General features: G+C 25.9%; 12 protein-coding genes. 10 read left to right on the forward strand and 2 right to left on the reverse strand.

The window, feature by feature from the left end; genetic code table 11:
* The first annotated feature begins 24 nt into the window (after nucleotides 1-24).
* Together BINT_RS04590 and lysA are read left to right on the forward strand one after the other, a co-directional pair.
* A complete protein-coding gene (locus tag BINT_RS04590; RefSeq protein ID WP_014487384.1) occupies nucleotides 25-933 on the forward strand; it encodes a divergent polysaccharide deacetylase family protein in 909 nt (302 codons plus the stop codon).
* 42 nt (nucleotides 934-975) lie between these two features.
* Nucleotides 976-2,214 (forward strand): diaminopimelate decarboxylase, encoded by a 1,239-nt coding sequence (gene lysA / locus BINT_RS04595; protein WP_014487385.1) that lies wholly within the window; start codon nucleotides 976-978, stop codon nucleotides 2,212-2,214.
* A 126-nt stretch (nucleotides 2,215-2,340) separates the two neighbouring features.
* Here lysA and BINT_RS04600 read toward each other — a convergent pair whose 3' ends face one another.
* Nucleotides 2,341-2,757: a metal-dependent transcriptional regulator gene (locus BINT_RS04600; RefSeq protein ID WP_014487386.1), complete on the reverse strand. Its 417-nt coding sequence runs from the start codon at nucleotides 2,755-2,757 to the stop codon at nucleotides 2,341-2,343.
* A gap of 210 nt (nucleotides 2,758-2,967) precedes the next feature.
* On the opposite strand from BINT_RS04600, the gene BINT_RS04605 reads away from it, so the two are divergent.
* From BINT_RS04605 to BINT_RS04625, 5 genes are all read left to right on the forward strand, one after another.
* Nucleotides 2,968-3,654: a response regulator transcription factor gene (locus tag BINT_RS04605; RefSeq protein ID WP_014487387.1), complete on the forward strand. Its 687-nt coding sequence runs from the start codon at nucleotides 2,968-2,970 to the stop codon at nucleotides 3,652-3,654.
* A 12-nt stretch (nucleotides 3,655-3,666) separates the two neighbouring features.
* A complete protein-coding gene (locus BINT_RS04610; protein ID WP_041177257.1) occupies nucleotides 3,667-5,442 on the forward strand; it encodes a sensor histidine kinase in 1,776 nt (591 codons plus the stop codon).
* 56 nt (nucleotides 5,443-5,498) lie between these two features.
* A complete protein-coding gene (locus BINT_RS04615; RefSeq protein WP_014487389.1) occupies nucleotides 5,499-5,708 on the forward strand; it encodes a heavy-metal-associated domain-containing protein in 210 nt (69 codons plus the stop codon).
* Nucleotides 5,708-6,286: a Holliday junction branch migration protein RuvA gene (gene ruvA, locus BINT_RS04620; protein WP_012670468.1), complete on the forward strand. Its 579-nt coding sequence runs from the start codon at nucleotides 5,708-5,710 to the stop codon at nucleotides 6,284-6,286. Before BINT_RS04615 ends, ruvA begins: the two co-directional genes overlap by 1 nt.
* Before the next feature lie 104 nt (nucleotides 6,287-6,390).
* Nucleotides 6,391-6,897 (forward strand): GNAT family N-acetyltransferase, encoded by a 507-nt coding sequence (locus BINT_RS04625; RefSeq protein ID WP_014487390.1) that lies wholly within the window; start codon nucleotides 6,391-6,393, stop codon nucleotides 6,895-6,897.
* A 549-nt stretch (nucleotides 6,898-7,446) separates the two neighbouring features.
* On the opposite strand, the gene BINT_RS04630 is transcribed toward BINT_RS04625, so the two are convergent.
* Nucleotides 7,447-8,427: a Gfo/Idh/MocA family protein gene (locus tag BINT_RS04630; protein WP_014487391.1), complete on the reverse strand. Its 981-nt coding sequence runs from the start codon at nucleotides 8,425-8,427 to the stop codon at nucleotides 7,447-7,449.
* 122 nt (nucleotides 8,428-8,549) lie between these two features.
* Between BINT_RS04630 and BINT_RS04635 the strand changes: the two genes are divergently transcribed.
* Genes BINT_RS04635 through BINT_RS04645 form a run of 3 tightly spaced genes read left to right on the forward strand, consistent with a single transcriptional unit; the run spans nucleotide 8,550 to nucleotide 12,728 of the window.
* A complete protein-coding gene (locus BINT_RS04635) occupies nucleotides 8,550-9,596 on the forward strand; it encodes a segregation and condensation protein A (RefSeq protein ID WP_049783520.1) in 1,047 nt (348 codons plus the stop codon).
* A gap of 22 nt (nucleotides 9,597-9,618) precedes the next feature.
* Nucleotides 9,619-12,207, forward strand: coding sequence for a BspA family leucine-rich repeat surface protein (locus BINT_RS04640; protein WP_014487393.1), 2,589 nt, complete (start codon nucleotides 9,619-9,621; stop codon nucleotides 12,205-12,207).
* Between the two features lie 17 nt (nucleotides 12,208-12,224).
* On the forward strand, nucleotides 12,225-12,728 hold the full coding sequence (locus tag BINT_RS04645; RefSeq protein WP_014487394.1) for a BspA family leucine-rich repeat surface protein: 504 nt from the start codon (nucleotides 12,225-12,227) through the stop codon (nucleotides 12,726-12,728).
* Nucleotides 12,729-12,768 lie beyond the last annotated feature (40 nt).

Below are 12,768 nucleotides of genomic sequence, written 5' to 3' on the forward strand. Positions count from 1 at the left end.
CATTATTTTTTACATTAATGTTTTATGAAAAATATATTTGTATTTATACTATCAGTTATTATGCTTTGTATATTTGCCTTTACTTTTATAAAGGTTCAAGAGTATTATAATATTAGTTTTGAATATGCAGATAATATTTCTAAACAATCAAATGATAATACAATTCTTCAAAAAAATATAGAAGAAAAGCCTTCAGATGATATGTTTCATTTAGCAGATATAAACTCACCTAATACAGCAGAACCTATTTTAAATAAAATAAATGAACATAGTAATTGTATAAGCATTATAATAGATGATAGCGGTAATACTTTAAATAATGCTGAAAGATATTTTTCTTTAGCTAATAAATATAATATAACTTTTGCTGTACTTCCTGATTCTTATCATAGCATAGATTTTTCTTATGCTGCATATAGCAATAATGTTAATGTTATTTTGCATATACCTATGGAAGGCAGTGATTATTTCGGAGAGCAGACTCTAATAAGAAAGGGAATGAATGAAGATGAAGTGTTTAGATTATTAGATTATTCATTTTCAAAAGTACCTTATGCTAAAGGAATGAATAATCATACAGGCTCTGTGGCAAGCAGTGATGAGAGTATAGTTTCTCATATGCTTGATTATGCTAAGAGTAATGATAAATATTTTGTTGATTCTTATACTGTTTCTGACAGTTTGATATATAATATGGCTTTGGAATATGGAGTGAAAACGGCTAGGAGATCAGTATTTTTAGATAATGAGAGAGATTATTCTTCTATAATGAAGCAATGGAGAGAGTTAATAAAATTATCTAAAGAGTATGGGGTAGCTGTTGGAATAGGGCATTATCAAAGCGAAGAAACATTAAAAATTTTGGAAGATAATTTACCACTTTTAATAGATGAAGGAATAGCATCTGTAAGTATAACAGAAATATTAAATTAAAAATTAAATAATTAAACAATAATAATTAGGAGAAAATTAATAATGATTGCTTATAAAAATAATATATTGATGTGCGAAAATATTGATATTAGAGAAATTGCTGAAGTGTACGGCACACCTTTTTATATTTATTCAAAGAATGATATCTTAACTAAGATAAGATTTTTGAAGGAAGTATTTTTACCTTTAAATAATACATTAATAGTTTATGCTGTTAAAGCAGAAAATAATTTATCTATATTAAAAATGATGGCTGAAGAAGGTATAGGTGCTGATGTTGTATCTATAGGAGAAACTTTGAAATATATTAAGGCAGGCGGAAAAGCTGAAAACATAGTATTTTCTGGTGTTGCTAAAACAGAGGAAGAGATAAGAAAATCAATAGATCTTAATATAAAACGTTTCAATATAGAATCTATTCCAGAGGCTGTAAGAATAAATAATATAGCTAAAGAACTTAAAAAGAAAGTAAAATGTTCAATAAGAGTCAATCCTAATGTTGATGCTCATACTCATGAGAAGATTACTACAGGCATTACTGGAAATAAATTTGGTATAGGCATAAAAACTATAAAAGATAATTCTGATTTATTAAAATCATTATCTAATATAGAAATAGAATCATTATCAATGCATATAGGTTCTCAAATGACAGATGCCGAGCCTTTCTATAAAGCTATTTTAGTAATGAAAGATTTGATTGCTGAAATTAATAGTATGGGATTCAATATTACTGATATAGATATAGGCGGAGGGTACGGAGTAAGATATAACAGAGATCATTCGGGATTTGATTTTGATAAATTCAAAGCTGAAAGTATTAATCTATTAAAAGAAATGAATTTAAGAGTCACTACAGAACCCGGAAGATATTTTGTGGCGGAATCTGGTGCTTTGATAATGAAAGTTGAATATATTAAAGAAGAGCTTGGAAGAAAATATGTTATATTAAATGGCGGTATGAATGATTATATTAGGGTTGCTATGTATGATGCTTATAATGAAATATATCCTTTAGTTAAAAAAGACAATGTTTCAAATTATGACTTTGTAGGTCCTATATGCGAAAGTTCAGACTTTTTTGCATATAGTAGAGAATGCAGTGTATTAGAGCAGGGTGATTATGTGGCTTTACTTGATGCTGGTGCTTATGGATTCAGTATGTCAAGTAATTATAATTCAAGACTTCTTGTACCTCAGGTTATGATTGATGATAATAAACATTATATCATAAGAAAAAGACAGACTTTCGATGATATGATAAAAGATGAAATAGTATAATTAAAGATAGTAAATAAGAAAGACTAAATTGATAAAAATATCTAATTTAGTCTTTTTATAAAAAATATTTTTATGCAAAATATAAATTTCTTTTAAATTATAAGAGACTGATTATTAACTGCTAATTTAATTGTCTTTATTAAAAATATTTTCTTTTTTGCAGTATCCGCAAAGAAACTCTTTGAATTTATGTACAGTGTCTTTGCTCATAGCATGTTCTATTAAGCATGCTTCTTCATCAGCTATTTTTTCATCAACATTTAGTACTTTTGTAAGAAAATAGTAGAATATAGCATGTCTTTCGGCAATATCTTTTCCTATAGCTCTGCCGCTTTCAGTAAGCTCTATATCGCCGTAATGCTCATGTTTTATATGTCCTAATTTTGATAATGTTTTAATTGCTGTATTAACACTGGCTTTAGAGCGTCCTACTAAATCTGCTATATCTGTTATTCTAATAGCTTCCTTAAAATTTTTCTCTACTTCAAGATTGTAGATAGTTTCTAAATAATTTTCTAATATAGGTGTTATTTCTTGTTTCATATAAATGATTTTAATATAAAAATATTATAAGTCAATATTTAAATGTCTATTTTTTTACATAATGTAAAATATAGAAGTTATTATATTAAATAATAAATTAGTTATTTTAGTCTGAATAAAATATTTTGACAAAATGTATTTTTTATTATATTTATGATATAAAAAGTATTTAATTTGACAATAAAATAATTTTAATTTTGGTAGTATTTTATGAATAAAGAACTTATTTACTCAGTAGAAGATGATGATAATATTAGGGATCTTATCAAATATACCGTTGAAGAGGCAGGATATACTATAGAATGTTTCTCAAATGGTAATGATATGCTTGAGGCATTAAAAAAACAAACTCCTAATTTGGTATTGCTTGATATAATGCTTCCAGACATAGAAGGTACAGAAATATTAAAAATTATTAGAACAGATTATGCCCATCTTCCTATTAAAGTAATAATGCTTACAGCTAAAACTAGCGAGATAAACATTGTTACAGGGCTTAATTTAGGTGCAGATGATTATATGCCTAAACCTTTTTCTGTACTAGAGCTTCTTGCAAGAATCAAAGCAAATTTAAGAAAGAAAGATGTAAGATTGGATGCAGAAGAGCTTACTTTTGGAGAAATAAAACTTATTGTTAAAAAGAGAAATGTATTTGTAGGAGAAAGGCAGGTTGTTTTAACTCAGAAAGAATTCGATTTGCTTAAGCTCTTAATGGAAAATGCTAATAATGTAGTTGATAGAGAAACTATGCTTGAAGAGGTATGGGGTGTTGACCATACTATGGAAACAAGAACTATTGATATGCATATAAAATCAATAAGACAAAAACTTGATTTAACTAAAGAAAACATTATAACCGTTAGAGGTATGGGATATAAATTAACAGATGTACAATAATTTTAATAAAAGATGATTAAGAACATATTTTATAAATCATTACTCATTTTGATATTGTCAAGTGCTTTAATGTTTATAGGAATACTGTTTACTGTGCAGTACAATAATATTGTATACAGCCAGGTTATGATAGTAAATATTATTGAGATGCTTGAAAAAGAGATTGATTTATATGATGTTCAAACAGAAGATGCTTTTAGAAAATTTGTACTTCAGTCAGATAAAGAAGAATTAAGAATCAGCATAATATCTACAAATGGTATTGTAATAGCTGATACTATGACAGATACTTCTAAAAATCCTATGGGAAATCATACCAATAGAAGCGATGTTATAGCTGCATTGCATAGTATAGAAAATAAGCCGGCTTTTTCTATAAATACTTCTATTAGTCAGAAAACTCCTTATATGTATGTATCCAAAAAAATTAAGGCTGATGATGATAGAGATTATATACTTAGGGTATCAATTCCTATAGAGTCAGTCAATAAATATTTGATAAGTTTCTTATTTACAGCCGTTATGGTTATAGGAATAGTTATAGTAATTATGGCTTTGGTTCTTCCTTTGATGAGCCGTAATATTATGATTCCTTTCTATATGATAAAAGAAACTTTGGATAATATATATAATAATAAATCGCCCACGCCTAAGAATTTGACGGGATATAATGATATTAATACTATCCTCTATGATATAAATGAATTGGCTGTGAGTTTGAATGAAAATATCACAGGCTATCAAACTGAAAGAGAAAAACTCAATTATGTACTTGAGAATATAGCACAGGGTATTATTGCTGTTAATAAAAATAAAGAAATATTTTTCATTAATCAATATGCTTTGGATTTGCTTGAAATTTCTGACAGTAATGTAAGAAAACTTAATGAAATCATAAAAGATAATGATGTTATAGAAAAAATAGATAATGCCATAGAGTTTAGCAGATTTTCAAAATTTGATGTTAAAGAACATACTATGGATATAGAAATAAGCATCATACCTATAAGAAACAATGAGAATATATCGGCATTAATAAAGTTTGAAGATGTTACAGATATAAGAAAGGTTGAGATAGAAAAGCAGGACTTCTTTATAAACGCTTCTCATGAATTAAAAACTCCTCTCACTTCTATAATAGGATATTCTGAGCTTCTTATTGCTACAGGAGGTGGAAAGAATCAGGCGGATTTTATAAAGAGAATTAATAATGAGGCTTTGAGAATGAAAGACCTTGTTATTGATATGCTTACATTGAGCAGAATAGAGGCTAATTGGAAGGAAACAGTTGATGAGGAAATAGATATTAAAGATATTGTTCTTGATGTATTTGAAAGCAATAGAATAAAAGCCGAACAGAGAAATATTGATGTGCAATTAGATATAGAATCTGCTGTTATAATGGCTAATAAAGAAAAAATTACTGAAGTTGTTAATAATTTGGTTGATAATGCTATAAAATATACTGATGATGACGGTAAAGTAAAGATATATTTAAAGAAGAACGCTGATAAAGCTATATTTTCAGTGAAAGATACAGGTTGCGGAATAGCTCCTCAATATTTGAATAGGGTTTTTGAAAGATTTTTCAGAGTTAAAAACAATAAATATTTGAAGGTTCATGGTACAGGTTTAGGACTTACAATAGTAAAAAATATATGTAATTACTACAATGCTGACATACATATTAAAAGTGAAGAGAATGTTGGTACAGAAATGACTGTTGTATTTAATTTGTATAAAAAAGAAGAATCTAAAAATATTGAAAAAATAGAAAAAAATAATTGAAAAATACCCTTGTATAGTATATAATTGTTAGATAATTATAACAAAGGAGATATAAAATGAAAAATGTTACTATAAAAATAAAAGGTATGGGCTGTCAAAATTGTGTTAAAGCAGTTACAGAAGAATTAAGTGCTTTAGACGGTGTAAGCAAAGTGAATGTAAGTTTAGAAAATGCTTGTGCTGAAGTAGAATACGATGAGTCTAAAGTAAGTACTGATAAAATGCTTGACACTATAAAAGAATTAGAATACGAGCCTAGTTTATAATGTTTGCTTTTATAGAAGGTAAAGTTCAAATAATATCAGAAGGTGTCATTGCTCTTCTTTGTAATGGTGTTGGCTATGAGATTATAGTATCAAAAAAATTAGATGTGAAAAATGATGATAATATAAGGCTTTATACCAAACTTATACACAGAGAAGATGCTATGATACTTTATGGTTTTTTAACTAGAGAAGAAAAAAATATGTTTACTACTCTGATGTCTGCTTCTGGAGTAGGGCCTAAATTAGCTATGGAAGTTCTTTCTACTTATTCCATAAATGATTTGATGCATATACTTTTTAATAAGGATATAAATTTGCTTAAAAAAGTATCAGGTATGGGAGTAAAAAAGGCTGAAAAACTTTTATTTGAGCTTAGGGACAAGATAGAAAAGATAGATATAAATATTTCACCGTCTGTTATTAGTAATGATAATGAAAGCGATGTTATAAAAGCTTTGATATCATTAGGTTTTTCAAATAATGAAGCTGTTAAGGCTTTGTCTGCAATAGAAAATAAAGATAATATGACTACAGAAGATTTGATAAGTAATGCTTTAAGAAATCTCAGCACTTTATAATTTTTTTATTAAAAATAGAAAATAAATAATTGAAAATAACTTATTATAGATATATAATTTATTTAATAGTAATGATTATTATTAAAATGCAGAGGTATAATTAAATGGATATAACTATAAAAAAAGCAGGATTGGAAGATGTTTTTGATATAAGCAAACTTCATGCTATATGCTGGAAAGATGCTTATAAAAATATTATACCTGACTCATATCTTAAAAGAATATATTTAGATGATTGGTGTGATGAGTTTGAGGACGGTATTAATAATAAGACAAGAGAGGCACATTTAGCCTATATTGATGGAAAACCTATAGCTGTTATATCTCATGGAAAAAGCAGATGCAATATGGAAGGATACGGTGAGATAATATCATTATATGTTCATCCTATATATCAGGGTTCCGGAATAGGTAAGTTATTATTAGAGCAGGCTGTAAAATATATGAAAGAGTCTGGTTATACTAATATATGTCTTTGCGTTTTTGAGAAAAATGAAGAAGCAAAAAAGTTTTATGAGAAAAATGGATTTAAAGATTCCGGTACAAAAAATACTTTGAAGATAGATGATGAAGATATAGCAGAAAGCGTATATGTTTATGATATTAATTAAAAAAGTATGTATAAATAAAAAGCCGTTAATATATAAATATTAGCGGCTTTTTTATATATACTTGAACAACTATATTTTGTCAAAAATAAAATTATGTTTTTTGACTCGCTGTGCGTGCCTTCGGCAGGCGATAATCAAAAAGGCTATATTTGGGCTTTAATGTAACAAATTATCTTACATATAAGACAATTTTAGTATTATTTAGTATTAATTCTATACTTGCACTTTTTGGTTCTTTTTGCAGCGGGAAAAAGAACAATAAAAAAATTGACAAACTTAAAAAATTTCAGTATATATACCAAAAATTTTATAGTTTGTCAAAAATACAATTGTAAATTTAGGTTATTTGTGGGGACTAGCCCCCACACCCCCAGTTCTTTTATTGGTATAAAAGAACCAAAACAACTGCATTTTTAGTCAAAATATAGTTTTTATATTATATTTTCAAGAAAACTTAATAATATTTTATGCTATTAATAAATAAAAATTACATTCATAAATAATTCAAAATTGACAAGATGTAGTTGTTTAGGTATATACTAAATAACATTATTTTTCAAAAGGATATTTTATTTTCCAGCTTCTTCTCAAAGTATCCATTATATTCATTACTCTCAAAATATCTTCATGAGGCATTTCTTCGCATTCTAATTTTCCGTTATTAATAGCATTGATACATGAAATTATTTGATATTCATAACCGCTTATTTGTTTAGGTACTTTTATTGTTTTTATAACTTTTCTGTCTAATGAATAAACTGTTATGCTTTCAGGATTATTTATATTTTTTACAACCATATAACCTTTGTCGCCATTTATAACGCCTTCTCTGTTAGTTAATGCTGACATTGTAGAGTTTAATATAGCCATTTTACCATCTTCAAAAGTTAATGTGATAGAGTTCTGTTCATCTACACCTTTGCTAGTTTTTACACATGAAGAATCTATTTTTTTTATTTTATTACCGAATACCATTAAAGCGAAATTTATAGTATAAACACCAACATCAAGTAATGCTCCTCCAGCAAGTTCCGGTTCTATTAATCTAGGTACTTTATTTATAACATAACCTAAATTAGCAGTTAATGATGTAACTTTTCCTATTATTCCGCTTTTTATAGTATCATTGATTATTTGTCTGCTAGGCATATATCTAGTCCAAATAGCTTCAGCAAGTAAAAGTTTTTTCTTTTTGGCGAGTATTAAAACTTCTCTAGCTTGTTTAACATTAACGGTAAAAGCCTTTTCACATATAACATGCTTATTATTTTCTAAACATAATTTTATATGTTCATAGTGATGTGAATGAGGAGTGGCTATATATACCAAATCAACATTTTCATCTTTTAGCATTTCTTCATAAGAGCCGTAAAATTTTTTGAATCCATATTTTTTAGCGAAAGCCTTACTTCTTTTTATATCTCTTGCACTTACTGCATAAGATTGTGCTTCTTTAATTTTTGAAATAGTTTGTGCCATTTTTTCTGCTATTTTTCCTGCCCCTATAAAACCTATATTTATTTTTTTCATATATTACCTCTTATAAATATTTTATTATGTAAATAATATTAGAATTTAATTTATTGTCAATATTATTAATGGAAAATTATATACTTGAATTTTTATATTTTTATAATATATTATATTCCATTATGGAAGAGAATATAAACGAAACACAGCAAGAAAATAATAATACTATAAATACAGATGCTTCAGCCAAAGAAGAAACAGAAAACAGTAAGCCGGATTATAAAGAGTTTACAGTTTCATTATCCAGTATAGATTATGAAGGGCCATTGTCTATACTTTTTGATATGCTTAAAAGAAGTGAGAAAAGTATATATGAGGTTTCTATACTTGAAATTATAGATCAGTTTGTAGAATATTTGAAAGCTCAGGCTGCTTTAAATTTGGATTCTACCGGGGACTTTTTGGTTGTTGCTTCCGAGTTCCACCTTTATAAATCTAAAATGCTTCTTCCTCATGATATGGACGATGATAAATTTACAGATAAGCTTAAATTTGAAATAGTTGAGCAGATGCTTGAATTCCAAAGATATAAAATGGTTTCTGAAGAGCTTGATAAACTTCAGGATACATCAGACACTATATTTGAAAGAAAGGATACTGAAAGGGTAAAATTCTTCAAAACTGTAAATACAGATGATAATGAAGTAGCTTGGAAGGATATTACGCTTTATGATTTAGTTTATGCATTCACAAAGGTGCAGTTTGTTCCGGAAACAGATTTGGCAGTTCTTTCAGGTATGTCTAATTTCCATATAGATAATGCTATTGATATGATAAGAATCAAATTATCTGAAACAGCCTTCTTTCCTTTTATTACTTTATTTAAAGACGGAGTTACTAAAAGACAGCTTGTTACATTCTTTTTGGCTATGCTTGAACTTGTTAAAGAGAAAGAAATTCTTCTTAAACAAGAGATGAAGTTTAGAGAGATTTATGTATTTAAAAGAGATGAAAAGTTTATGCCTAAAGCAGAAGAAGATAAATCAGATGATTACGAAGAGTCAGCAGAAGAAAGTAATAATAATTCAAAAGAAGCTCCTAATAATGAAGAGGCTATAGCTGAAAATAATGGAAATACTGAAAACAATTTTTCAGAAAAAAATAATCAAAATAATAGCAATAATGAAAATTCTGAAAATATTTCTAATAATTCAGATAATCAGAATTAATAACACTTTTAATATTTAAACTATGTGTAAATATAAACCCAAAGATAAAGAAGAATTAAAAAGATTAGTAGAAGATAATAATATATATTTAGGAGATATTGATACTTCATTAATAACAGATATGTCGAATTTATTTTCAAAAACTAATAGAAAAGACTATTCAGGCATAGAAAATTGGAATACAGAAAATGTTATTAATATGGAAGCTGTATTTATGATATTAAAAAATTTTAACAGCGATATTAATAATTGGAATGTTTCTAAAGTTGAAAATATGAAAAAAATGTTTTCAGGCTGCAGTAAATTTAATCAGCCTTTAGACAAATGGGATACTTCAAAAGTAAATGATATGGGGGGAATGTTTTTAGCTTGTAAGGAATTTAATCAGGATATTAATAGTTGGAATGTATCTAATGTTACAGATATGAGTAATATGTTTTGTTTATGTGAAAAGTTTAATCAGCCTTTGGATAAATGGAATGTTTCTAAAGTTGAAAATATGAAAAGAATATTTTCAGGCTGCAGTAAATTTAATCAGCCTTTAGACAAATGGGATATTTCAAAAGTAAATGATATGGGGGGAATGTTTTTAGCTTGTAAGGAATTTAATCAGAATATTAACAGCTGGAATGTATCTAATGTTAGAAATATGAAAGAGATGTTTTTTAATTGTTATAATTTTAATCAGCCTTTAGATAAATGGAATGTTTCTAATGTTGAAAATATGATTTGTATGTTTGCTGGTGCTTATAATTTTAATAAATCTTTAAATGATTGGGATATTTCAAATGTAAAATATATGCTTTCTATGTTTAATGGAGCAGGAAGTTTTAATAAGCCTTTAAATAAATGGAATACTGCAAAATTAGAAAATATGTATAGTATGTTTTATAATGCTATAATGTTTAATCAGGATTTATCAAATTGGAATTTGGATAATGTATCAGATTTAGCTTTTGCATTTGAAGAAACTCCATTAAAAAAGAATAATAAAATTCCTATACAATTTATAATTGCTGAATATGTAACAGCAAAGAATAAATCATCAAAGATTGAACAGTTTGAAATAATAAAAAATAATGTAAAAGAAGCATATAAAAGTATTATTAATTATAATAATAAAATATATACTGATTTTAGAATAATGCTTGAAAATGAATTTTATAGAGAATTATCAGAATTAAAAACGAATAATAATGAAGTATTAAATTTTATCAGTATAGAAGATATAGAGAATTCTATAAATTATGATAAAAAGAATAATCAAAAATTAAATTTTATTGATGATATAATAAAAGAAAAAGAAATAAAAGTTTTAACTAAAGATAAATCAAAAATTATAGGCATAAAAATAATAAAGTATATTTATTTAGAGTATTATAATTTAAAAAAATATATTTATAAAATACAAACACTTGATAATATAATTAATTTTCTTGATGAAGAGAGTTTTAAAAATTGTATAAGAGAAATATATATTAATTCTCAAAAAGATGTTTCTGTTTTAGTTTGCGGTGTATATGCTGATGATAATATGTTAATTGAAATGTACAATAGAGAAAATAGTTCATTATTATTTATGAAGATTTTAGCATTGCATACAGACAGTAAATTCGCTTTAAGTTTATTATATAATGTTTTTGCTAGGAATAAAAAGGCTTCTATTAAAAAAGAGGCTATTAGTTTATTAAATTTTATTGCTGAAAAAATGAATTTAGAGTTATATGAATTAGGTTTTAAAGTAGTATATGATTTTGGATTAGATAAAAGAGGAGAGAAAATTATAGAAGTAAATGATAATAAATATAAAATCTCTCTTAAAAATAATAATGCAGTAGAATTGTTTGATATTAACAATAAAAAAGAATTAAAATCAATACCTAAATACTTTCCTGAAAATATAAAAGAAGAAATAAAGCATATTAGAAAAGAGATTCCTAATATATTGAAAAGTCAGAATTATAATTTAATAAAAATTTTAATAAGCGGTAAGAAATATAATTATAAATTTTGGAAAGAAATTTTTATTGATAATCCTATAATGAATAAATATGCATATAGTTTAATTTGGAATTTATATGATGAAAATATGAATTTAAAAACTTCTTTTAGATATTTAGGCGACGGCAGTTATACTGACTATGATGATAATAATGTTGTTATGGATGAAAATTGTTATATTAATTTATCTAGTGTATTTGACTTAACTAAAGAAGATATTGCAAAATGGAAAATGCATTTAAATGATTATGAGATATTTCAGCCTATAAATCAGTTTCCGATTATTAATATAGATACTTCAGATTTTAACAAAGTAATAGAAAAGCTGAAAAACATAGAAATAGTTTATTCAAGTTTGAAAGCATTTGCAAGCAGATATTCTATGAATGTTATTTATAAATTTTCAGAGAGTATATTTTATTTTGAAGATTTTAAAAAAGATCAATTTATTATTAAAATAGAGTTTCAAGAATATGTTAATAATGGAGATATTGTAAAAATTAATATATCATTTACTAATAGTGAAAATAAAACAGTTGAAAATAGATTCATATATTATTGGCTTGTTTTGATGATAACAGATTTAAAAAAAGAAAAACTTTTTTATTAAATATTAGGATTTTAATTGTGTATACGCCAAAGAATAAAATAGAATTAAGAAGTTTAATAGAAAACAATAATATTTATTTAGGAGACATTGATACTTCATTAATAACCGATATGTCTATGCTTTTTGATAAGCCTAATTTTTCATGTTTTGAAGGTTCTTACAATGAATATGAGAATTACAATGTGAGAATAGATTTTTCTGGTATAGAGAAATGGGATACTTCCAATGTTGTTAATATGAGGTCTATGTTTCATAATATAAAAAATTTCAATATAAATATAAATGATTGGGATGTTTCCAAAGTTATTGATATGTCTTATATGTTTTGCGGAGCGGAGAATTTTAATCAGCCTTTGAATAAATGGAATGTATCTAATGTAAAATCTATGACTTGTATGTTTAAAAATGCTTGCAGTTTTAATCAGGATTTGAATGCTTGGAATATAAATAAAGAGGCTGATATTAAGGATATGTTTTTTAATACGAAAATTGATTCAAAACCTGTTTGGTATATTTTATAAAAATTATTTTTTACAGTTTTATTAATATATTATTTAGAAT

Source organism: Brachyspira intermedia PWS/A (assembly GCF_000223215.1).
Lineage (GTDB): Bacteria > Spirochaetota > Brachyspiria > Brachyspirales > Brachyspiraceae > Brachyspira > Brachyspira intermedia.

Coding starts and splice junctions, on each gene's coding strand:
- BINT_RS04630 (WP_014487391.1), bottom strand. CDS start 8,427: ATGAAAAAAATAAATATAGGTTTTATAGGGGCAGGAAAAATAGCAGAA.
- lysA (WP_014487385.1), top strand. CDS start 976: ATGATTGCTTATAAAAATAATATATTGATGTGCGAAAATATTGATATT.
- BINT_RS04625 (WP_014487390.1), top strand. CDS start 6,391: ATGGATATAACTATAAAAAAAGCAGGATTGGAAGATGTTTTTGATATA.
- BINT_RS04600 (WP_014487386.1), bottom strand. CDS start 2,757: ATGAAACAAGAAATAACACCTATATTAGAAAATTATTTAGAAACTATC.
- BINT_RS04640 (WP_014487393.1), top strand. CDS start 9,619: ATGTGTAAATATAAACCCAAAGATAAAGAAGAATTAAAAAGATTAGTA.
- BINT_RS04635 (WP_049783520.1), top strand. CDS start 8,550: ATGGAAGAGAATATAAACGAAACACAGCAAGAAAATAATAATACTATA.
- ruvA (WP_012670468.1), top strand. CDS start 5,708: ATGTTTGCTTTTATAGAAGGTAAAGTTCAAATAATATCAGAAGGTGTC.
- BINT_RS04605 (WP_014487387.1), top strand. CDS start 2,968: ATGAATAAAGAACTTATTTACTCAGTAGAAGATGATGATAATATTAGG.
- BINT_RS04615 (WP_014487389.1), top strand. CDS start 5,499: ATGAAAAATGTTACTATAAAAATAAAAGGTATGGGCTGTCAAAATTGT.
- BINT_RS04590 (WP_014487384.1), top strand. CDS start 25: ATGAAAAATATATTTGTATTTATACTATCAGTTATTATGCTTTGTATA.
- BINT_RS04610 (WP_041177257.1), top strand. CDS start 3,667: ATGATTAAGAACATATTTTATAAATCATTACTCATTTTGATATTGTCA.